Consider the following 20,849-nt stretch of genomic DNA (forward strand, 5'->3'; position numbering starts at 1 on the left):
CCATCAGCTCCGGCTCCACTTCTGGTCGTTGCCACCGGTGCAGGTGGCCAGCACGATCGGTGTGCTGTTGGCGGTCGCGCCGCCGTTGGGGGCGAGGCAGAGGCCGGACTGGACGCCGGTGACGGTGCCGTCGCCGTTGAGGTTCCACTGCTGGTTGGTGCCGCCGTTGCAGTCCCAGATGATCACCTTGGTGCCGGGCGTGGTGCCCTGCGCGTTGGCGTCCAGGCACTTGCTGCCGTACACCTGGAGCTGCTTGCCGCCGGTGGAGGTCCACTGCTGGTTCGCGCCGCCGTTGCAGTCCCAGAGCGTCACCTGGGTGCCGTTGGTCTGGGACTGGTTGGGCACGTCCAGGCAGCGGCCGGAGGCGGTGTTGCGCACCACGTTGGTGATGCCGCCGGGGTCACCGCCGGGGCCGGCCAGCACGGCGAGGTTGTCGAACTGTGCGGTCTCGCCCTGGCTGGTGCCGAAGCCGACCTGGCCGGTGCCGAAGGTGGCGTCGCTCGCGGTGCCGACCGTCGCGCCGTCCACGGTGGCGGTGATGGTGCTGCCGGCGAAGCCGAGCGAGAGGGCGTGCCAGCGGTTGGTGCCGAGCGCCGCGACCGTGCCGCTGCGCAGCGTGGTGAGCTGCCCGGCGGTGTTGTTGCGCAGGATCGACCAGGACCCGGTGTCGGTGACCCGCAGGAAGTACGCGTTGTAGCGGCCGATGGGATCGAGGTTGGTGCTGCCGACGTGGCCCTCCAGTTGGGCGTAGCCGGCCTTCTCCAGCAGGACGTCGGCGGAGACGGTGTAGTTGCCCCAGCTCAGGTTCCCGCCGTAGGTCGCCGGGTCGGCGAGGGTCTTCCAGGTGATGGGGGCCTGCGGCGACATCTGGCGCAGGCAGGTGCCGGCGCGGCCGCCGCCGCAGCCGACGGTCTCGAAGGCGCCCTGCATGTCCTGCAGGTACTTCGGCATCCGGCCGGTGGCGTAGCTGTCGAAGTCGTCGCGGTACGGCAGGCCGAGCGAGCCCTGCGGCGGGCTGGTCGCGGTGCCCTTCTGTGGGCCGGTGGTGGTGGTGAGGCTGTAGAGGTAGCCGGGCTGCACGGTCAGCGAGAAGCTCCCGCCCGACGGGGTCAGGTCGGTGGTGTGCACGAAGTGGTCGGCGGTGTTGCCGGAGTTGAGGTTGGTCGCCCAGACGTGCACCGGGCCGGTGGAGAGGCCGCCGGTGACGGTGACGGTGAGCTGCTGGGCGCTGGTGGCGTCCATCGTCTCGATGATCGTGCTGTAGTCGGTGTTGTTCGGCGACTTCAGCGAGACGTAGCTGCCGTTGGCGCGGTTGCCGCCGAGGTAGCCGCTGGCGGAGTCCAGGTACTTCCAGCCGGGCGCGGTGAACTGGGTGGTGTGCGCCAGCGCCCAGGTGTCCTTGCCGACGGCGTACCAGCCGGACCAGGGCTGGTTGGCCAGGATCAGGCCGACGGTGGCCCACGGCAGGTTCGGGGTGATCGCCGCGATCAGGTCCCAGTTGAGGTAGGCGACCATCCGACCGTCGATGTAGCCGCGGTTGATGCCCCGGGCCAGTGGCTTCGCGCCGTCGTTGTAGTCCTGGGAGCCGCCCTCGCTGTCCCAGAGCGTCTTGCCGGTGCCGGCCGCGGTCGACGACACCGAGCACGAGGTCTGCGCGCTGAGGTAGCCGCACGGGTAGTGGCCGCTGAGCACGTCGATGCTGTTGCGCAGGGTGGTGTTGCTCGCCACCGCGTTGGCCGGGTTCCAGCTGCCCGGGTAGTCGTCCCCGTAGATGATCTTCACAGCGCCGTAGCCGTTGTTGTTGAGCGCGCTGCGCAGGTTGATGGTCCAGTTGGCGTCGGTCAGCTTCTCGTTCTGCGCGGCGGTGATGTAGTCCATGGTCAGGTTGTGCTGCCTGGCGCAGCCCAGCCAGTCCACGAAGTAATTGATCATGTCCTGGGACATGAACGTGCCGTTGCCGATCCAGCCCGGGGCGCCCCACGGCAGCGCCGCCAGCTTGATGGCGGGGTTGCGGGCCTTGGCCTGCTCCATGATCCACCACTCGTAGCCGCGGTTGCAGTTGAGATCACCGCGGGCGTGCTCGTGGCTGGGCTCGGCGCCGCTGGTCGAGTTGGTGTCCCCGCCCATCTCCACCTTGAGGATCTGCAGGGCGGCGCCGTAGCCGGGCTTGAACAGGTAGTCCAGGATCTGGCCCCGCTGCGGCTCGGGATAGTCGATGAGCAGCCCGCTGTTGCCGCCGCCGCCGCTGACCGCGCCCACCCCGTCGAAGGTGTGCCCGCCGGAGGTGCCGTTGACGGTGATCGACGTGGCGGCCCGCGCGGGGCCGGCGGTCACCGCCACCAGGGCGGTGGCGGCCAGCATCGAGGCGGCCAGCGCCGCCATCGGCCGGGGACGACGGCCGGGTTGTCTGAGTCCCACCATGACGGCTCCTCGGGTGCGAAGGGCGCCGCACCGCGGCGGGCCCCACCGGTGAATTCCGGTCGATAGCAGCGCTAACATCCACGGCAGACATCCAGCCGGTGACGCCGTCGGGAGATCGCGTCCCGGCGGTTCAAGCTGCCCGAAGAGCTGGTGGTGGTGGCTCGCGGCAGTGATGTTATCGATAACATCGACGTAGCTGATTAAAACACATCGATGGCGATAATGCCGCTACTCGACGGGCGGATGAGGCCCCGCCGGTCAGCTCAGGGCGAGGTCCGCCACCTCGGCCGCGCAGCCCCAGGAGAGCGTCACCCCCGACCCGCCGTGCCCGTAGGCGTGCACCAGCCGGCCGTCCGACCGGTCCCGCTCGACCCGGGGCCCGCCGTGCCGGGCCGGCCGCAACCCGATCCGCTCCCCGAGCACCGGCGCGTCGGCGAGCCCCGGGACCAGGGCGACGCACCGACGCCGGATCGCCGCCGCCGTCTCCGGGTCCGGCCGGGTGTGCCCGACCCCCACCTGGTAGGTGCCGCCGAGCACCACGTCGCGCTCCCGCGGGTGCACGTAGGTGAGGCCGGCCGGGTCGTCCTCGTCGCGTACCGAGACGGTCAGGCCCGGGTTCGCCACCAGCACGACGTGCCCGCGCACCGGGTGCACGGCCGGGTCGGCGGCGAGCCGGCCGGCGGCCAGGCCGGTGGCGTTGACCACGGTGGGGGCGAACTCGTGCGCGTCACCCAGCCGGTCCAGCGCGCGCCGCACGATCCGGCCACCGTCCGCCGCGACCTGCCGGTACAACCAGGGCAGGTAGCGGGTCATCGTCACCGTGGGCGCGGTGAACCGCAGCAGCGCCGTGTACGGCGGGGACGCCGGCTCGGCCACCAGGTCACCGCAGGCGTCCGCCCACCACGGCGGCCCGGCGTACGGGCGGCGCAGCCACATCCGGGTCGCCCGGTCGACCACCCCGGGCACCCCGTCGGCCGCCTGGCGGCGCAGCTCGGCGTGCGTGTCCCGGGCCCAGCGCAGCACCCGGGGCTCCGCCTCGGTGTGGCTCGGGTACCAGACCGCAGCGGCCACGGCCGACACCGTCCGCGCCGGATCGTCGGCGGTCAGCACGGCCACCCGGGCCCCCCCGCAGCTGGAGCGTGCGCGCCGCCGTCATGCCGACGATCCCGCCACCCACGACCACCACGTCCGCCGTCGTCACCGTCGTCTCCCCTCGCCGTGCACCGATGGTGACCGGGCAACGGGTACCCCGTCCACGCCGGACCCGGCGACCGGCGCGTCGCCGCCCCCTACGGGCGCGGGACGAGCGGACCCACTACCATTGCGCGGTCCGGGACGGCTGCGGAGACGAGGCGACATGCGGTGGCTCCAGCGACTGCTGGGCGGCAACAAGGTCCGGCTCGACCCGGCCCGACAGCAGGCCCTCGTCCACGAGGTACGGCAGCGCTTCGGCGCCCACGCGCCTGAGCCGTTTCCCGCCCAGGTGGAGGCGATCACCGGGCTGCTGAAGGACGACGACGGCCTGGTGGTGGCGAGCCTGATCGTGGGCCAGGTCGCCGAGGAGGCCCACGCGGACCTGCGGGCCCAGGCCGACGAGCTCCACCGGCGTACCGGGCGGCGGCTGCTGGTGCACCGCCGCAACTACCGGCCCCTGTGGAAGGAGGCCGGACCGGGGCTGCGCTGGCCGCTCTTCGCGCTGCCGTGCGGATTCCACCCGTACGCGCAGCTGACCGCCGCCGTCACGGCGGTCGGCGACCGCGCGGCCCGGATCGACCGGGTGGTCGATCCCGGTCCCCTGCTCACCGGGCTCTTCGAGATCCTGGACCTCACCACCGCCGGCTGGGAGTACGGCCGGGTGCCGGTGGACGTCGACGCCGCCACGCTGGCCGACCGGCTGATCGGCAGCACCGGACGGATCCTCACCGAGGTCGACGACCCGCCCCGGCTACCGCCGCCGGTCCGCGAGCTGATGCGCCGCAACGACGCCCTCGACGTGGCCGGTCCCGGCGGCCCTCGACCGGTCGGCCGGATCAACCTGGGTGCGACGATGCGCGAACGCTTCCTGGTCTGACGGCGGCCGGAATTCCCGTTGGCCCTCGGCGGCGGGACTGCCTACTCTCGCGCCATGGCCAGGACCCGCAAGCGGACGATCCACGTCGACGGCGTCGAGTACGGGTGGGCGGTCCGCCGGACCGACCCCGGTCACGTCGCCCTGCGGATCTGGCCCGTGCCGGGCAGGTCGGGTTGCCGGTTGGAGGTCCAGGTGGCCTTCGACGACCCGTGGCTGAACTTCGGGCCGATCATCACCGCGCCGGCGGAGCGGGTCGCCGAGGTGTTCGCCCTGACCCCGGTCACGCCGCAGCAGGTCGCGGAACTGATCCGGGCGGCGCTGGCGTCGGGCTGGCGGGTGGACGACGGCGAGTCGCTGCGCTTCGTCCGGGACCGGGGACGGCTGGAACCGGTGCCCGGGCACCCCGCCGGCTGAGCGGACCCGCGCCCCGGCCGGCGCCGCTCAGCGCACCGGCAGCGCCGCCGGTCCGGCACCCCGCACCGATCGCTTCAGCTGCGTGTAGGACCAGAGGAAGCAGCGGACCTGCCGGTCGCCCCGGGCCCAGGCCGCCTGCGAGGGCAGCCCGTACAGGCTGCCGGTGCGGTACGGCAGCAGCCGGTCGACGGGCAGCTCGACGTAGCCGGCGATCACCGTCCGGCAGGCGGCGTTGATCCGGTTCTCGTTGCCGGCCAGCGCGGCGAAGGGCGTCTCCGGGGCGGTCCAGGTGCCGGCGTACTCGATCCAGTGCGGCGCGGCGCACGACACCTGGACCGTCCCTCCGGTGTGCGGCGACGCGCACCCGTACGCCAGCGGCGATGCCGGGTCCTTGAGCGCGTCGCGCAGGGTGCCGGCGTGCTGGGCGGGCCAGTCCGACTCGTTGTCGGCACCGGTCTCGACGGCACTGACCTCGAAGAGGTCGCAGCGGAACCAGCGGCTGCCGCCCGCCCAGCCGTTCGGCGACGGCGGCACGACCTGCACCACCAGCCGGGCTCCGTGCCAGTCCCCGCCGAGAAACTCACGGGCCCGGGTGTCGCACTCGGCGTACGCCGGCCGCAGCGCCGCCGAACCGACCTTCGGTGGCGTGGGCCGGGCCGCCGACGCGCCGGTGAACCGGCCGACGTGGAACGTCTCGACCAGGTGCGCCCGGCCGCAGTCCACCGGCTGGTAGCTGCTCAGGTAGCCGGTGGGATCACCGATCAGGTGGCAGTCGCCCACCGCCGGGGTGAACTGCCGCACCTCGCCGACCAGGCTCCAGTCGTCCACGAGGTCGCCGTCCGTGCCGGCCGGCGCGCCGCAGCCGGACAGCACCATCATGACCGCGGCGGCCAGCGCCGCCCCACGTCGCCACCGTCGCATGCCAGCTCTCCCCGCGCCCCGTGTGAACGCGGGCAGCATACGTTCCCGGCGGGGCCGGCCGCGCCCCGGATCCGTCGCCGCGACGGGCCGGGGCCGACGCGGCGCCGGGCCGACGCCCGGACCGCGTGGCCGGCCCGCCTCCGGTCAGGGCACCCAGGCCGGGTCGCGGCCGATGAAGCCCAACAGCCGGTCCTGCGCGTCGGCGTCCGCCGGCACCGGCACCCGGGGACCGTACTGGCCGGACGAGCGGATGAGCTGCTCCATCGGCTCCATTCCGGCCAGCAACCGGGCACAGGAGTCCTGGTCGAGGCGGTCGTCCTGGCCGGTGGCCCGGGCCAGGTCCCAGGTGTGCAGGAAGACGTCGGTGGTGTAGAACTGGTCGATCGCCCGGTCCAGCGGCAGCTCGCCGAGGTGCGGATTGGTCAGCCGGCGGCCACTCGTGCCCGGGTCGTCCAGCAGGGACTGCACCGCGTCGCAGTGGTGCTGCCAGGCGGCAGCCGGGTCGTCGTCGACCGCCGGTCCGGCCGGCAGCCGGACCCCGGCGCCGCCGGCCAGGAACGGCGGCAACCAGTCGACCAGATGGCGTACGACGTCCCGGGCGGTCCATCCCGCGACCGGCGCGGGCACGTCCCAGGAGCGGGTGCCCCGGACCCGGTCGGTGAACGCGCGGCCGACCTGGCGGTGCCGTTCGGCGGGCCCGTCAGACGGCGCCATCGGCCACCAGCCTGTCGAGCTTGGCGTACCCCTGGTCGACGCCGACCTCCATGCCGCTGGCGAGCCAGGCGTCCCGGGCCTCGAAGCTCTCCACCAGGGACTGGGCCCGCAGCAGGGTGCGACCGTTGTCGAGCCGCTCGAACCAGAGCGTCTCCAGCGCCACCCCGTCGGGCTGCCCGTCGAAGGTGAACGTCTGCACGATCCGGTCCGGCCGCACGTCGTGGAAGCAGCCCCGGAACGCGTACTCCTGGCCGTCGCGGGTGGCGACGTAGCGCCAGCTGCCGCCGGAGCGCGCGTCCCACTCCTCGATGCGGGTGTCCATCCGGTCGGGACCGACCCACTGGGCGAACAGCCGCGGATCGGTGTGCGCCCGGAACAGTTGCTCGGGCGTGGCGTCGAACTCCCGGGACAGCCGGATGACCGGCACCTTCGGGTCGGCCTCGATGGTGGTCTCGGCGTTGCCGCTCATGTCGTGGTTCCCTTCTCGGTCGGGTCGGTCGTCGCCTCCTGGTCGAGCTGGGCCAGGACGGCGTCGAGCCGGCGGTAGCGCTGTTCGGCCCGGTGCCGGTAGCGCTCGATCCACGTGTCCATCAGGTCGAAGACCTCCGCCTCCAGTCGCACCGGACGGGGCTGCGGCCCCGCCGGCCTGCTCACCACCCCGGCGTCCTCCAGCACCTTGAGGTGCTTGTAGACCGCCTGGAGCGTCATCGGGTACGGCTCGGCGAGCTGGTTGACGGTGGCGTCGCCCGCCGCGAGCCGGGCCACCATGTCCCGCCTGGTCGGATCCGCGAGTGCCGCGAAGACCCGCGACAGCGTGTCCGCCGCCATCGCCCACCTCCGAACTTTCAACCTTGTGGTTGAAATTGACCCTAGCGACCGATGGCAATCCGAGTCAACCGCATGGTTGATAATCCAGGTAGATCCGGTTCTTACCGGCCGTCGACGACCGTGTCGGGCCGAGGAACGGTGGCCAGTAGGATCCCGCTCATGTCCGGTCTCGCCGCGCGGTTCGCACAGCTCGCCGACGAGTACGACAGCCGAAGGACAGCGGCCACGTCGCTCGTCGCGCGCTGGGAGTGGTACGCCTGGCCGGGGCTCGACCTCCGCCCGTTGCACTTCGAGCGGGAGCTGCTCAAGCCGGGCCACCCGCTGGCGGTCCGGCCACCGCTGGACCGGGACGTGCTGCGCATCGGGTTCGACGCCGAGGCCCGCGTGGTGGTGGTCGAGGAGTACAGCGGCTTCCTGCACGGCCGCCGACACCAGGAGATGTTCCTCCGCCACCACGGTGACCTGGTCGAGGCGGCCCGCTTCGGCGCGGACGGGCCCGTGCACCTGCACGAGTACCGCTTCTCCGACGGTCTGATGCGCGCGGCCGAGACGACGGCGCGGCACGGCTCGGGACGGGAGTCCTACACCTACGCCGAGGGTCGGATCAGCCGCGTCGAGATCGCGTACGCGGGCCGGGCTCCCTCGGTGCTGACGGTGGCGCACGACGAGCGTGGCCTGGTCCGGATCGCGGAGGTCACGGACGGGCGGACGCTGGTGCGCTACGAGCGGCCGCCGGCCGGATTCGACCTCGACACGGCGTGCCGGCGCATCGAGGACATGCTGTGCGCGCGGGTGCCGGACGCCGTGGCGGGCCTCGCGCTCGACGGCCCCGCCGACTGCGTCGCGCTGAGTTACCACCGGTCGGACCCGCTGACCCTCGAGGTGCACGCCGCGACCGGGGACGAGCGCGCCGCGCTGGCGGCGGTCGAGCCCTCAGTGGCCTGGTCTCCGGCCGACTTCGAGGCCGCCACCGACGTCCTCCTCGACGACGTCGACGCGATCCGGCTGGTACGACAGGAACTGGCCCTGCACGACGCCGCCGACCTCGACGTGAGAGCCGGCTCCGAGCGGGGCCGGCGGCTGCTCTGCGCGGTGGCGACCCGGCTCAACCGGCACGACTGGTCGAGCACCCTGCCCGTCACCGACGACTTCGTCGTGTACCCGACCGACCTCGAACTGGTCGACCTGGAGCGCAACCTGGCCGACTGCCTGACACCGGACCGGCTCGCCCGGTTCCGCGACCGCGGCCTGCTCTGACCGACGGCGCTCCGGCCGCCGGTCCGGCCCGGGCGTTGCCAGCAGGGCTACCTGGTCCACCGTCGCGACCGCAGCGGCCCGCGCTGCCACGTGCCGGCGGGGTGGCCGCTGTGGCCGTCGATCGATACCGTGCTCCGGTGGCCCGCGCACCGCTCACCGCCGAGTCCGTGGTCGACGGGTGGGCCCCGCAGGCGGTGACGCTGTCACCGGACGGCAACTGGGTCGCCTACGTGGTCGCCCCGCTCGCGCGGGCCGGCGACCGACCGGTCAGTGAACTCTGGGTCGCCGCCGTCGACGGTGCCACCGCTCCGCGCCGCCTGACCTCGGACGAGGCGTACGAGTCGGCGCCGCGATGGGCCGCCGACTCCCGGACGGTCCACTTCCTCTCCGACCGGGCCGAGCGGGGCACCGCGCAGCTGCACCGGGTGGGGCTCGTCGACGGCGCGACGCGGGCCGTCACCGCCTGGGCCGGCGGGGTGTCCGGACATCTTCCGCTGGCCGAGCCCGACCTGGTCGTACTGATCGCCGCCGACGAACCGACCGCCGAGGACGAGCGCCGGGTGCGGGAGCGGGACGACGCCCGGGTCCGGGGCGAGCGGGTACGACCGGACCGGCTGCGGCTGCTCGACGTCGGCAGCGGACGGGTCCGGACGCCGGACGCGTTCGGCGACCGTCATGTCGTCGAGGTGGCCCAGCGGCCCGACGACGGGCTGCTGGCCGTGCTGACCTGGTCGGCTCCCGAGGTGGACCCGGGCCTGGTGGAGCCTGCTCTGCACCTGCTCGACCCCGTCAGCGGCGTCGCGCGGGACCTCGGCCCGGCCGCAGCCGGCGCGTCCTCGCTCGTCTGGTGGGCGGCCGCCGACGGCTGGCACCTGGCGTACCTGGCCACGACTCCGCCCGCCCTGGTGGGCGGCGACGCCGTGCTCGACGTCACCGTGCCGTCGCGCGGTCCGGCGGGTGAGCACCGCAACCTGACCGCCGGCACGACCGTCTGTCCCAGCGGCCTCGTCCAGGTCGACACCGGTCCGCCGCTGGTGCTGGTCGCCGACGGGCTCGACACCGCGATCCACCGGCTCGATCCGGACGGGCCCCGGCTCGCCCCGGTGTCCCGGGTGGAGGGTCTGGCCACCTCGTTGACCACCAGCCGGGACGGGGACGTCGTGGCGGCGGTGTTGAGCACCTCGTACCGGCCCAAGGACGTCCACGCCGGCCCGACGGCGGGTCCGTTGACCCGGCTCAGCGACCTACGGCCCGAACTGCGCGACGTGCGGTGGGGCGTCCAGCAGCGGTTGTCGTACCGGGCGGCGGACGGGCTGCCACTGGACGGGCTGCTGATCCTGCCCGCTGGCCGCGCCCCCGACGACGGGCCGTTCCCGCTGGTGACGCTGGTGCACGGGGGGCCGTACGACCGGCACGCCGACCGGCTCATGCTCGACTGGCATCCGTCCGGCCAGTGGCTGGCCACCGCGGGCTACGCGGTCTTCCTGCCGAACCCGCGCGGCGGCCGGGGGCACGGCCACGACTTCGCGGTCCGCGTCGCCGGCGCGGTCGGCCTGGCCGACTGGCCCGACGTCTGCGCCGGCATCGACCTGCTCGTCGCCGACGGCGTCGCCGACCCGGACCGGCTGGGCATCGGCGGCTGGAGCCACGGCGGATTCCTGGCCGCGTGGGCGGTCGGGCAGACCGACCGGTTCCGGGCCGCCGTGACGGGCGCCGGCATCAGCGACTGGGGGATGCTCGCCGCGACCGGCGAGCAGGGTCGGTTCGAGGCCGCCCTCGGCGGCAGCCACGGCTGGGAGGGGCCGGGTCCGCACCACCACGACCGGCTCAGCCCGATCTCGTACGCCGCCCGGGTCCGCACGCCGGTGCTGATCCTGCACGGCGAGGAGGACACCAACGTGCCGGTGTCCCAGGCCGAGTTCTTCCACCGCGCACTGCGTGCGTTCGGGGTCGAGCACGAGTACGTCGTCTACCCCCGGGAGAACCACGCGATCCGCGAACGGTCCCACCAGCTCGACGTGCTGCGGCGTACCCGGGCGTGGTTCGACAGGTGGCTCGGCTGAATCCGGGCGCCCGAGCCGCTCGCTTCTGACGAACATGTTCGCTACGATCGCGTTATGAGCCCCCGCCGCACCCCGGTCAGCCGCCGTGACCGGCCCGCCAAGCCCCCGCTGAGCCGCGCGGGCACCGTCGCCGTGGCGCTGCGGATCATGCGGGAGGAAGGGCTGGAGCGCGTGACGATGCGCCGCCTGGCCGCCGAACTCGACACCGGCCCGGCCTCGCTCTACGTGTACGTGCACAACATGGCCGAGCTGCACGGCGCGATCCTGGACGAGTTGCTGAGCGACCTGCACCTGCCCGCGACCGGCGGCGCGGAGGACCGGTGGCGCGCGGACCTGCGCGCCCTGCTCACCGAATACACCGAGCTGTTGATCAGGTATCCGAGCCTGGCCCGCTCGGTGCTGACCCTGCGCCCCTCGGGGCCGAACTACGTCCGACTGATCGACCGGGTGCTCGGCCTCCTGCACGCCGGAGGCGTGCCGACGGCGCAGGCGGCGTGGGGTGTCGACCTGCTCCTGCAACACTGCACCGCCACGGCCGCCGAACAGGGCACCCGGGACGAGGCGGTCGAGGCCGACGGCGAGCACGACCTCCTGGTGGAGGCGCTGCGCGAGGCGGAGGAGACCGACCACCCGGACGTCGCCCGCGCCCGCGACGACCTGTTCTCCGGCACCGGTCCGCAACGGCTGGCCTGGACCTTCGAGGCCCTGATCGCCGGCATCCACTCCGTCGCACCGCCCCGACCGGAACCCGCCCGCTGACCGCAGGCGCGGCGGCGCACGCCTCCGCACACCCATGACGAACATGTTCGTAACGAACGCATTCCTCGGAGGAATCATGACCACTCCCGTGATCATCGTCGGCGCCGGCCTCGGCGGCCTGACCCTCGCCCGGGTGCTGCACCTGCACGGCATCCCGTCGATCGTCCACGAGCGGGACACCGCTGCCGACGCCCGGGCGCAGGGCGGCATGCTCGACATCCACCACGACACCGGCCAGGTGGCCCTCGACGCCGCCGGCCTGCTCGACGAGTTCCGGACGATCGTCCACCCCGGCGGCGAGGCGACGCGGGTCCTCGACCGGCACGGCACGGTGCACGCCGACGAGACCGACGACGGCGACGGGAACCGGCCCGAGGTCGACCGCGGCCGGCTGCGTCGGATGCTGCTCGACTCGCTGCCCGCCGGCACCGTCCGCTGGGGCGACAAGGTCAGCGCGGTACGCCCGCTCGGCGACGGCCGGCACGCGCTGACCCTCGCCGACGGCACCAGCGTCACCTCCACGCTGCTGGTCGGCGCGGACGGGGCCTGGTCACGGATCCGGCCGCTGCTGTCCGACGCCACGCCGACGTACACCGGCATGTCCTTCGTGGAGCTCGACCACCGCGACGCCGACGCGCGGCACCCGGTGCCCGCGCGGCTCGTCGGCGCCGGCATGCTCTTCGCCCTCGGTCCCGGCCGGGGCTTCCTCGCCCACCGGGAGACCGACGGCAGCCTGCACGTCTACGCCGCCCTGACCAGACCGGCCGAGTGGCTCCACACGGTCGACTGGACCGACCCCGGCGCGGGCAAGGCCGCCCTGGTCGCCGCGTTCGACGACTGGGCGCCGGAGTTCCACGCCCTGATCACCGACGCGGACGGCCCGCTCGTGCCCCGCGCCATCCACGCCCTCCCGGTCGGGCACCGTTGGGACCGGGTACCCGGGATCACCCTGCTCGGCGATGCCGCCCACCTCATGTCGCCGTTCGCCGGCGCGGGCGCCAACCTCGCCATGCTCGACGGCGCCGAACTCGGCCGGGCCCTCGCGGCACACCCGGGCGACGTCGAGGCGGCCCTGACCGGGTACGAGCGGGACCTGTTCCCGCGCAGCGCGGAGGCCGCCGGGGAAGCCGCGCGGAACCTGGAGCTCTGCTTCGACGACGCCGCCCCGCACAGCCTGCTCGACCAGTTCGCCGCCTACGAACGGTCCGCCGCCTGAGTGCGTCGGCGAACGCCGGACCCCGGCCCGGCCGACGGCGCGTGATGCCGACGCCCACCCGGCGCGGAGGCGTCCACCGTCAGGTCGGTCGCGGGTGCGGCTCGGGGCTCGTCCCGCGGATGACGGGCCGGGTCACGACCGCCTGGAGATCGGCCGCGAGCTCCTCGACCGACCCGTGCTGAGGTACCGCGTGAAAGGCGTCGACATTGCGATAGAACGCCCGCAGCGCAGCGGTGTGCAGCCGGTGCTCGGCGAGCAGGTGGGGCAGCTCGGCCCGGCGTGCCGTCAGCCGCCAGTCCCGGTCGATCCGGTCCTCGTCGAACGTCACCTGGATGACGGTGTCCGGCGCGTGGCCGTGTGCGGCCAGCAGCTCGGCGTGCCGCACGGTCCGTGGGTGGCCGAACAGCACCCAACCGACCGGTGAGCGGTCCAGCGTGTCCGCGACGAACTCGGCCAGCACCTCCTCCGGGATCAGCTCGCCGGCCTGCATGTGGCCGGTGAACCGCCGCCCCCACGCCGAGCCGCTCCGCACAGCCGCGCGGGCGAGGTCCCCGACGTTGTGCGCCGGCAGCCGCACGGTCGCACCGAGCAGGGTCGCGGCACCCCAGGCGTCGTACACGCCGGGCTCCGCCAGGACCGCTATCCTCCGCCGCACGCTCTCCCCCTCCGGTCCGCCGACAGCGCAGCCTGTCGACGGATCGCCGTACCGGTCACGGTCAGTTCCCGGCGGGCGGGACGTCCTGGGCGGCGGAGGTGACCGGCTGCCGGAGGATGGTGCGTTGCCGGTCGGGCGCGACCCTGCGGAAGTCGCTGAGGTAGATCTCGTGGTGCCGGCCGGTCATCCGGAGCCGGTTGCCGGGGATGACGTCGTCGTGCAGGTGGGCGAGGGTCTCGGCCTCGTCGTCGAAGGAGCCGACGTGCAGGGTCTGCACGCACCGCCCCTCGGACAGCGTCCGGAGGCGGACGTCGTCGAGGCGGGCCGGCCGGTTCCGGGCGCCCGCCTGCGTGAGGGCGGCGGCGAACATGGACCGGTCGATCCAGTCGGGGACCATGAGCAGCAGCGTCCAGTTCCACTGTGCCTTGTGCCGGCTGGTGGTGAACGCCGTCATGTCGTCGGCCCACCACAGCCCTTCCAGGGGTGGCACGACGTAGTCGCGGTCGAGGGTACGCCGGCTGGCGAACTTCAGCTTGTACGCCGTCGGATAGAGCGCCTCGATCGCCTCGGTGAAGGCGGGTGAGGTGTTGGGGTCGCCGTGGCCATCGATCATGAGGTACTGCATGTCGGGTACGTCGACGATCCGGAACCGGCCCCGTTGCGCCTGGTAGGCGTCAAGCGTCTTCTTGAAGTCGATCTTGCTGGTCGTCCGGTCGGTCATGGGACACCTGGACTCGGCTGGCGAGCCACGCGACGGGACCTGGCGGCGGCCGGTGCCGCCGGCACGTGCAGCAGTCCGCGCCGCTCCAGCTCGGCGAGCAGGTAGTAGATCGAGGAGAAGCCGATGTCGGTCCACTCCCGGACGCCCCGCTGCGCGACCACCCGCTCCGGGTCGTAGCCGTGTCGGGGCCGTTCGATGACCAGCCCCAACAGGGTCAGCTCGGCAGGCGTCAGCTCCACCGCCGTATGCTAGCGCTGGGATATCGGACACGGGGACCGCTCACCTGCCGCCGGACCGGTACCGTCTCGCCCGTGATCGATCACGGTTTCGCCTGCCACGGTTGCGGTCAGCAGCACGGGGACGTGCCCTTCTCGTTCGGGAGCCCGGCTCCGGCCTACTGGCGCGAGGACCTCGAACACGACGACCGCAGCGTCCTCGAGGACGAGATCTGCATCATCCAGGCGCAGCACTACTTCGTCCGGGCGCGCCTGGTCATCCCGGTCCTCGACGCCGACACCGACTTCGAGTGGGGCGTCTGGGTGTCGCTGAGCGTCGCGAACTTCCGGCGGATGCTGGATGTCTGGACGACACCCGGGCGGGAGCAGGAGCCGGCGTACTTCGGTTGGCTGTCCACCGCGCTGCCGGTCTATCCCGTCGAGACCTTGAACCTCAGGACCGAGGTGCACACCGAGCGGGTCGGCACCCGACCGCACGTCGTCCTCGAACCGACCGACCACCCCTTGGCGGTCGAACAACGCGACGGCATCAGCACGGCGCGGGTACGGGAGATCGCCGGGCTCCTGCTGCACCAGGGCTGAGGCGGCGGGCGACACGATCCGCCAGGACGGGATGTGGAGGACGGGCATGACGGGACCGCTCACCGTCGAGCTGCCGGGCCAGGTGTGGGGTCTGGCGTGCGCCGACCCGGCCGGGCCGATCTACCTGACCAGCTGCGCGGGCCGCAGCCCGAGCGTCCGCAACCTGTACACGACCGTGCTCACCGCAGCTGACCCGACCGGGGCTGTGCTGTGGCAGCGCAGCTTTCCGGGCCGCCCGTTCCCGCCACGCGTCGGCACGGACGGCACCGTGTGGGTGACGCACCACGACGGGGCCGATCCACCCCGGGTCACCCTGACCGGCGTCGGTGCCGACGGCGCGACACGGCGCGTGGTGATCCCGCAGCAGGAGCCCGGCGAGTATCCGGGTGCCGTGGTGCGGATGCCGGACGGCTTCCTGGCCCTGTGGCTGCCGGCCTCGCCGTACCGCCGGCCGCCGCCGGGCAGCGCCGCGCGGCTGGCCCGGTACGACGAGACCGGTGACGCGGTCTGGTCCACCCGCCTGCGGCTGGACGCCGTCTCGTTCTCCGGTGTCGTCGAAGCCGGAGTGACGACCGGCTGGCAGCTCCGGCCCAAGGAGAAGTGGAGGCCGTCCACCCTGGTGGCGGACCACCGGCAGCCGCTGCTCGTGGCCGGCGACCGCATTCTGGCCGGGATCAGTGACGGTCGCAGCGGGATCGGCTGCTGCTCAATCGTGGACTCCGAGCGCGGCGCCGTCGTCTCGACCACCGCGCCCGGCCCCTACCACCACAAGGCCGTCGCCGGCCCGGGCCGGTTCCTCGTCGGCGCCCAGGGCTACGGGGCGTTCGCCACCACGCTCCACGACCACGCCGGCCGACCGGCGCGGACCTGGCCCAGCCACGGGCAGTGGCTCATCGACCAGCGGGGCAGGATCTGCGGCCCCGAATCGGAGAACGTCCTGCCGTCCCGGTCCCGGTTCCGGGTGCTCGAACCCGACGGCTCGACCCGCGACGGCCCGGCCCTCACCGGCTATCACACCAGCTATCCGGCGCTCGACGCCGACGGCACCGCGGTGTTCTGGCGGGACGGGACGCTGGTGGCCGTCGACGCGGGCCTGACGAGGCACGAACTGTTCCACCGCGCCGACGACGACCGGACGGTGCTGAGCAGGGTGCTCCTCCTCGCGGACGACACGGTCGCCCTCGCGCTCGACAACGAGCTGCACCTCTTCCCCGACACCGGCGTCGGGCCGCTCGCCGCCGGCCCGTGGCCCTGCGACGAGGGCGGCCTCCGGGGAAACCCGGTTCTGCCGGCCCCGCCACCGACGAATCCCTGACGACCCGCACGAGCCGGTCGGACAGGCACCGGCGTCAGTCGCGTCCCACCGCGTTGATCCGGGCCCGGTCGCCGCCGAGGTCCGGGTCGAGGCGGTCGGCCAGACAGGAGCGGTGCGCGTCGAACGACGCGCATCCCGGACCCGTACTGCTGCGCACGTCGACGGTCACGCCGTCGCCGCCGGGGCTGAGGGTCGTCGGCCGGCCGCAGAATCCGCACGGCCGGCGCAGCTCACGCAGGTCGGTCGCGCGGGTGGTGAGACGGATCCAGGCGGGCGGGTGATAACGACTGATCTCCTGGACGACCGCATCGACCTGCGCGCCGACCGGCGGGTACTCCTCGGGCAGCGCTCGGGAGGAGCCCGACGGGCTGTCGATCACGCCGGCGTCGACCGACGCGCCCATCGTCTCGTGGCCGACGACCTCGGCCATGACGCCCCACCGCTCGTGGCTGGTGATGGTCGCCCGGACGGTGACACCGACGACCAGGTCACCGCCCGCACTGTCGAACCGCCGCACCGCGCAATTGTGCCCGATCCGTCGGTCAGCGGCGCGGCGGCGGGCGATGCGGTGAGCGTCCGTCGACCTCAACGCCTGGGACACCGGGCTGACCGAGAACATCACCGTCACGAACACCGGCGCCACCGCCGTGAACGACTGATCGCTCACCTTCACCCTGCCGGGTGGACAGAGCATCGTCTCCGGTTGGAACGCCACCTACTCCCCCGCCGCCGGGCAGGTGACCGCCAGGGACCTGGCCTGCAACGCCGCCATCCCGGCCAACGGCTCGACCACCATCGGCTTCCCTGCCAACCACACCGGTGACACCGCCGAGCCGGGTTCGTGCGCCCTCAACGGCGCGGCCTGCACGGTCAGTGGCGGATGCCCCGGCCGGGCGGGCGGTGCCGGGCGGCGTGCCCCGGCCAGGCGACATCGTCGACGGCGAGCCACGGTTCCCGGGCCACGGTCGCCGGGGTGACCCCGGTGAACGCCAGGACGTCGCGGTGCAGGTGGGACTGGTCGGCGTAGCCGCTGTCGGCCGCGACCCGCGCGGTGGGCACGCCGGCGGCCAGGCGGTGGGCGGCGTGGTCGAACCGGACCAGCGTCGCGGCGCGCTTGGGTGGCAGGCCGATCTGCGCGTGGAACCGGGACCACAGGCGTCTGCGGCTCCAGCCGACCGCCGCGGCCAGGCTGTCGACCCGGACCCGACCGTGGCTGGCCAGGATGCGGCGCCAGGCCCAGGTCACCTCCGGATCCACCGACGTCCCGCCCCGGCTGCACCGGGCGAGCACCGCGTCGGTCAGCGCGAAGCGCTCCGCCCACGTCGACGCCGCAGCGAGCTGCTCGCGCAGCCGGGCCAGCGGCGGGCCCCAGAGGTCGTCGAGGGGGGCCACCGCACCGTCCAGGTCCGCCGGGGAGACGCCGAGCACCGCCGGTACGAGCACCGGGGAGAGCCGCACCTGGACGGCCGCGAAGTGCTCGCCCCGCACCCGGACCGCGCCGAATCCGAGCCCGGCGACGAGACTGCCCCGCCGCTGCCGGCCGGTGGGGTCGTCCACGATCAGTGGACCGGCGCCGAACTCCACCACCACGGTCACCGACGGGTGCGGGATGGCCCGGTGGCCCTCCGTCGAGGTGCCCCGGTCCCGGAACCCCGCCATGCTGGCGCCCGCCACCCGGCCGGGTCGCGCCGGGCGCGCGACGTCCCACGCGGCAGCGCCGTGGCGCTCGACGGCAGATCGCACCGCCCCATGTTAGGCACGCCGGTCGAGGGGAACATTCCTCCAAGCCACCGGCCGCCCCGTACGGCGACGGTGGGGCCATGCCCGAATCGCCAGCGTCCGACCGCCAGCTTCCCGACCTCGCACCGCAGTTCCCGCAACCCGACCACCGGATGCGCCGCTCCCCGAGACGCCGTCTCCTCGTACCGTTGCTCCTCGTCGTCGCCGGAGTGCTGGCGGCGAACACGGTGCTGGTGGACCGGCAGGCCGCCGACGCCACCGGCGACTCGACCCTGTCCCTCCCCGGCGGGACCATCCACGTCAGTCAGGACGGGCCGCCCGACGCCCCGGCGCTCGTCCTGATCCACGGCCTGGGCGCCTCGACCCGCTGGTGGGATCCGGTGGTGCCGCTGCTGACCGGGTCCCGTCGCGTCATCCGGATCGACCTGCTCGGGCACGGCCGGTCCGCCAAGCCGGCCGGGGACGGCTACGCCATCGGGCAGCAGGCTCGGCGGGTCGGGCAGGCGCTGGACCGGCTCGGCGTCCGACACGCGATCCTGGTCGGCCACTCCACCGGTGGCTACGTCGCCACCGCCCTGGCCGAACAGCGGGGCGACCTGGTGACCGCGCTGGCGCTCATCGACACAGGTCCCCGGATGGACGCCTTCATCTCCGACGGGCCCGCCGGCACGCTGCTCGGCGCGCCGGTGGTCGGGCAGCTGCTGTGGCGGCTCCGCACCGACGGCCTGATCCGCCGCGGACTGGGCACCGCGTTCGCACCGGGCTTCGAGGCGCCGCAGCAGCTCGTCGACGACACGCGCGCCATGACGTACCACTCGCTGACCGCGACGTCGCACGCGTCCGACGGCTACCTCACCCGGCGGCCGATCCCGGAGCGGCTCGCGCCCCTCGGCCGGCCACTGCTGGTGATCTTCGGCGCGGAGGACCAGCGGTGGCGCGCGTCGTCCGCCGACGCGTACCGTGCCGTGCCGGGCGCCCGGGTGGAGGTCATCCCGGGTGTCGGTCACTCCCCCATGGTGGAGAACCCGTCCCGGACCGCCGAGCTGCTCCTGGCCTTCGCCGGTGCCGTGCCCGGCGGCCGGTAGCGCCGCCGCGCGCCTCAGGGGCGAGTGTGGAGCGAGGGCCGGTGAAGCCACCGCAGCCGGTGTGAACGTGGTGCAATGGACCTGTGGCAGCGCCGCCAACCAGGTCTGGAGCCTGTCGTACGCGCGGGACGGCCACTACCGGGTGACCCCGGGCCACGCCACCGGGATGTGCCTCGACATGGCCGGTGCCGCCGTCGCTCCCGGGGCGACATCGCGCAGTACACCGGCAACGGCCACCCCAACCAGCCCTGGAAGTTGGCCGGGTCCTGACCACCTGAGCACGGGGCCGTCGCGGTGGGCAGCCGCCCGCCGCGGCGGCCCGACCTCCCGGCACCGTACCCGGCGCCGGGCAGCCCGCCCAGGAGGAGCGAGCGATCGTGAACCCGCACCCGAACCGCCGGCACCTGGTCAGTGGCAGCCCGCTGTCCGTCGCGGCCGCCACCACCGGCCCGGCCCCGGCGTACTCCGTGCCGTCCCGGCTGGCCTGGTGGTACGCCGCCCGCTTCGGCATGTTCATCCACTTCGGCAGCTACTCCCGTCTCGGTCGCGGAGAGTGGGTCTTCCACGACGAGCACTGGAGCAAGGCCGACTACCAGGCCCAGGTGTCGGCGCAGTTCGCCCCGTCGGCGTTCGACGCCGCCGCCATCGTCGGCCTGGCCCGGTCCGCCGGGATGAAGTACCTGGTCATCACCGCCAAGCACCACGACGGCTTCGCGCTGTGGAACTCCGCCGTCGCGGGCTTCACCGGCGGCACCGACCACGAGCTGCGCGACCACGCCGGACACGGGCCCGACGTGCTGGCCGCGCTGAACACCGAATGCGATCGGCAGGGCATCCGGTTCGGGCTCTACTACTCGATCCTGGACTGGAACCACCCGTCGCAGACGATCCGGCGTACCGACACCGTCTTCTCGACCATGGCCTCGCCCGACGCGCGGACCGCGTACCTCGCCGACATGCGAGCCCACCTGCGGGAACTGCTCGACCGCTACGACCCGGCGATCCTGTGGTTCGACGGTGACTGGTGCGCCGACCGCACCTCGCCCACCGCCGACGACTGGTAGACCGGGGCCGACGGCCGTGACCTCTACGACTGGTTGCTGGCCCGCAAGCCCGACCTGATCGTCAACGAGCGGGTCAAGCGCGACCTGGGCCTCGGCGACTTCGCGTGCCCGGAGGAGAAGGTCCCACCCCGGCCGCTGGACCGCCCCTGGGAGACCTGCTGCACCATGAACGGCGCGTGGGGCTGGACCGAGAGCCGGGAGAACTCCTACCGCTCCCCCACCACGATCGTCCAGGAACTCGTCACCGTCGTCAGCCGCGACGGCAACTACCTGCTCAACATCGGCCCCCGCGGCGACGGCACGATCACCAGCGGATCCACCGCGATCCTCAAGGCCGTCGCCGCCTGGATGGACGTCCACGGCGACAGCATCCACGCCACCACCGGCAACCCGTTCGGCGCCGAGCCGTGGTGGGGCCGGTTCACCGCCAAACCCGGCAGGCTCTACGCCCACGTGTTCACCTGGCCCACCGACGGCAGGTTGGACATCCCCCGGCTGCGGAACACCGTCCGCCGGGTCCACCTGCTCAATGCCCCCACCACCGCGCTGGGCCACACCGTCGACGGCGACCACCTGACGGTCACCGTGCCCACCGCCGCGCCTGACGCCCACGCCGGTGTCGTGGTGGTCGAGGTCGACGGGACACCGGTGCCCGCCGCCACCCCGGCCACCGTCTCCGGCGCCGCCCGGGTCGGCTGAGCCAGAGCCGACACCCGGTCCTTCACCCACCGCGCTCGACGGGAGATGAACCAGCGTCACCGACCACCACCCACCACCACCGTCCGAA

General features: G+C 73.6%; 22 protein-coding genes and 2 pseudogenes. 13 read left to right on the forward strand and 11 right to left on the reverse strand.

Annotation, left to right across the window (positions count from 1 at the left end; genetic code table 11):
• Positions 1-3 precede the first annotated feature (3 nt).
• Together GA0070611_RS11570 and GA0070611_RS11575 are read right to left on the reverse strand one after the other, a co-directional pair.
• Entirely contained in the window at positions 4-2,421 is a 2,418-nt protein-coding gene (locus GA0070611_RS11570) for a ricin-type beta-trefoil lectin domain protein (RefSeq protein ID WP_091662411.1), read from the reverse strand.
• Positions 2,422-2,679: 258 nt separating this feature from the next.
• Entirely contained in the window at positions 2,680-3,537 is an 858-nt protein-coding gene (locus GA0070611_RS11575) for an FAD-dependent oxidoreductase (RefSeq protein WP_231921415.1), read from the reverse strand.
• A 241-nt stretch (positions 3,538-3,778) separates the two neighbouring features.
• Between GA0070611_RS11575 and GA0070611_RS11580 the strand changes: the two genes are divergently transcribed.
• Together GA0070611_RS11580 and GA0070611_RS11585 are read left to right on the forward strand one after the other, a co-directional pair.
• Positions 3,779-4,492 (forward strand): hypothetical protein, encoded by a 714-nt coding sequence (locus GA0070611_RS11580; RefSeq protein WP_091662415.1) that lies wholly within the window; start codon positions 3,779-3,781, stop codon positions 4,490-4,492.
• Between the two features lie 54 nt (positions 4,493-4,546).
• The gene (locus GA0070611_RS11585; protein WP_091662419.1) at positions 4,547-4,906 is read left to right on the forward strand and encodes a hypothetical protein; all 360 of its coding nucleotides are present in this window, start codon (positions 4,547-4,549) and stop codon (positions 4,904-4,906) included.
• Positions 4,907-4,933: 27 nt separating this feature from the next.
• On the opposite strand, the gene GA0070611_RS11590 is transcribed toward GA0070611_RS11585, so the two are convergent.
• From GA0070611_RS11590 to GA0070611_RS11605, 4 genes are all read right to left on the reverse strand, one after another.
• Complete coding sequence (locus tag GA0070611_RS11590) at positions 4,934-5,827, reverse strand: septum formation family protein (protein ID WP_091662424.1); 894 nt, start codon at positions 5,825-5,827, stop codon at positions 4,934-4,936.
• Between the two features lie 144 nt (positions 5,828-5,971).
• The gene (locus GA0070611_RS11595; protein WP_091662427.1) at positions 5,972-6,541 is read right to left on the reverse strand and encodes a TIGR03086 family metal-binding protein; all 570 of its coding nucleotides are present in this window, start codon (positions 6,539-6,541) and stop codon (positions 5,972-5,974) included.
• Positions 6,528-7,010: an SRPBCC family protein gene (locus tag GA0070611_RS11600; RefSeq protein ID WP_091662432.1), complete on the reverse strand. Its 483-nt coding sequence runs from the start codon at positions 7,008-7,010 to the stop codon at positions 6,528-6,530. The genes GA0070611_RS11595 and GA0070611_RS11600 overlap by 14 nt, the downstream gene beginning before the upstream one ends.
• Positions 7,007-7,369 (reverse strand): ArsR/SmtB family transcription factor, encoded by a 363-nt coding sequence (locus GA0070611_RS11605; protein ID WP_091662436.1) that lies wholly within the window; start codon positions 7,367-7,369, stop codon positions 7,007-7,009. The genes GA0070611_RS11600 and GA0070611_RS11605 overlap by 4 nt, the downstream gene beginning before the upstream one ends.
• A 159-nt stretch (positions 7,370-7,528) precedes the next feature.
• On the opposite strand from GA0070611_RS11605, the gene GA0070611_RS11610 reads away from it, so the two are divergent.
• From GA0070611_RS11610 to GA0070611_RS11625, 4 genes are all read left to right on the forward strand, one after another.
• Positions 7,529-8,626, forward strand: coding sequence for a hypothetical protein (locus GA0070611_RS11610; RefSeq protein ID WP_091662440.1), 1,098 nt, complete (start codon positions 7,529-7,531; stop codon positions 8,624-8,626).
• 137 nt (positions 8,627-8,763) lie between these two features.
• Positions 8,764-10,689: an alpha/beta hydrolase family protein gene (locus GA0070611_RS11615; protein ID WP_231921416.1), complete on the forward strand. Its 1,926-nt coding sequence runs from the start codon at positions 8,764-8,766 to the stop codon at positions 10,687-10,689.
• 54 nt (positions 10,690-10,743) lie between these two features.
• On the forward strand, positions 10,744-11,448 hold the full coding sequence (locus GA0070611_RS11620; protein WP_091662444.1) for a TetR/AcrR family transcriptional regulator: 705 nt from the start codon (positions 10,744-10,746) through the stop codon (positions 11,446-11,448).
• A 76-nt stretch (positions 11,449-11,524) separates the two neighbouring features.
• The gene (locus tag GA0070611_RS11625) at positions 11,525-12,664 is read left to right on the forward strand and encodes an FAD-dependent oxidoreductase (RefSeq protein WP_091662448.1); all 1,140 of its coding nucleotides are present in this window, start codon (positions 11,525-11,527) and stop codon (positions 12,662-12,664) included.
• Between the two features lie 79 nt (positions 12,665-12,743).
• Here the strand turns inward: GA0070611_RS11625 and GA0070611_RS11630 are convergent, their stop codons facing one another.
• The 3 genes from GA0070611_RS11630 to GA0070611_RS11640 all read right to left on the reverse strand — a co-directional run bounded on the left by GA0070611_RS11630 (position 12,744) and on the right by GA0070611_RS11640 (position 14,279).
• Positions 12,744-13,319 (reverse strand): nucleoside monophosphate kinase, encoded by a 576-nt coding sequence (locus GA0070611_RS11630; protein WP_091662453.1) that lies wholly within the window; start codon positions 13,317-13,319, stop codon positions 12,744-12,746.
• 61 nt (positions 13,320-13,380) lie between these two features.
• On the reverse strand, positions 13,381-14,040 hold the full coding sequence (locus GA0070611_RS11635; protein WP_091662457.1) for a GyrI-like domain-containing protein: 660 nt from the start codon (positions 14,038-14,040) through the stop codon (positions 13,381-13,383).
• Positions 14,037-14,279, reverse strand: a complete 243-nt coding sequence (locus GA0070611_RS11640; protein ID WP_231921417.1) for a hypothetical protein — start codon at positions 14,277-14,279, stop codon at positions 14,037-14,039. The genes GA0070611_RS11635 and GA0070611_RS11640 overlap by 4 nt, the downstream gene beginning before the upstream one ends.
• A 72-nt stretch (positions 14,280-14,351) precedes the next feature.
• On the opposite strand from GA0070611_RS11640, the gene GA0070611_RS11645 reads away from it, so the two are divergent.
• The gene (locus GA0070611_RS11645; RefSeq protein ID WP_231921418.1) at positions 14,352-14,858 is read left to right on the forward strand and encodes a DUF2199 domain-containing protein; all 507 of its coding nucleotides are present in this window, start codon (positions 14,352-14,354) and stop codon (positions 14,856-14,858) included.
• Between the two features lie 46 nt (positions 14,859-14,904).
• Positions 14,905-16,173: a hypothetical protein gene (locus GA0070611_RS11650; RefSeq protein ID WP_231921419.1), complete on the forward strand. Its 1,269-nt coding sequence runs from the start codon at positions 14,905-14,907 to the stop codon at positions 16,171-16,173.
• Positions 16,174-16,207: 34 nt separating this feature from the next.
• Here the strand turns inward: GA0070611_RS11650 and GA0070611_RS11655 are convergent, their stop codons facing one another.
• Entirely contained in the window at positions 16,208-16,690 is a 483-nt protein-coding gene (locus tag GA0070611_RS11655; protein ID WP_157740303.1) for a hypothetical protein, read from the reverse strand.
• Positions 16,691-16,847: 157 nt separating this feature from the next.
• Between GA0070611_RS11655 and GA0070611_RS11660 the strand changes: the two genes are divergently transcribed.
• A complete protein-coding gene (locus GA0070611_RS11660) occupies positions 16,848-17,150 on the forward strand; it encodes a cellulose binding domain-containing protein (protein ID WP_269456369.1) in 303 nt (100 codons plus the stop codon).
• On the opposite strand, the gene GA0070611_RS11665 is transcribed toward GA0070611_RS11660, so the two are convergent.
• Positions 17,044-17,916, reverse strand: coding sequence for an AraC family transcriptional regulator (locus tag GA0070611_RS11665; protein WP_231921420.1), 873 nt, complete (start codon positions 17,914-17,916; stop codon positions 17,044-17,046). The genes GA0070611_RS11660 and GA0070611_RS11665 overlap by 107 nt on opposite strands.
• Before the next feature lie 185 nt (positions 17,917-18,101).
• Between GA0070611_RS11665 and GA0070611_RS11670 the strand changes: the two genes are divergently transcribed.
• The 4 genes and pseudogenes from GA0070611_RS11670 to GA0070611_RS32390 all read left to right on the forward strand — a co-directional run bounded on the left by GA0070611_RS11670 (position 18,102) and on the right by GA0070611_RS32390 (position 20,761).
• The gene (locus tag GA0070611_RS11670) at positions 18,102-18,998 is read left to right on the forward strand and encodes an alpha/beta fold hydrolase (protein ID WP_231921421.1); all 897 of its coding nucleotides are present in this window, start codon (positions 18,102-18,104) and stop codon (positions 18,996-18,998) included.
• Positions 18,976-19,194 (forward strand): annotated as a pseudogene (locus tag GA0070611_RS32495) (RICIN domain-containing protein); the annotation flags it as partial. The gene GA0070611_RS11670 and the pseudogene GA0070611_RS32495, both read left to right, overlap by 23 nt.
• Before the next feature lie 271 nt (positions 19,195-19,465).
• Positions 19,466-20,413, forward strand: a pseudogene (locus tag GA0070611_RS31785) (alpha-L-fucosidase); the annotation flags it as partial.
• Positions 20,411-20,761: an alpha-L-fucosidase C-terminal domain-containing protein gene (locus GA0070611_RS32390; protein ID WP_331715352.1), complete on the forward strand. Its 351-nt coding sequence runs from the start codon at positions 20,411-20,413 to the stop codon at positions 20,759-20,761. The pseudogene GA0070611_RS31785 and the gene GA0070611_RS32390, both read left to right, overlap by 3 nt.
• Positions 20,762-20,849 lie beyond the last annotated feature (88 nt).

Source organism: Micromonospora auratinigra, from assembly GCF_900089595.1.
In the GTDB taxonomy this organism is placed as follows: domain Bacteria; phylum Actinomycetota; class Actinomycetes; order Mycobacteriales; family Micromonosporaceae; genus Micromonospora; species Micromonospora auratinigra.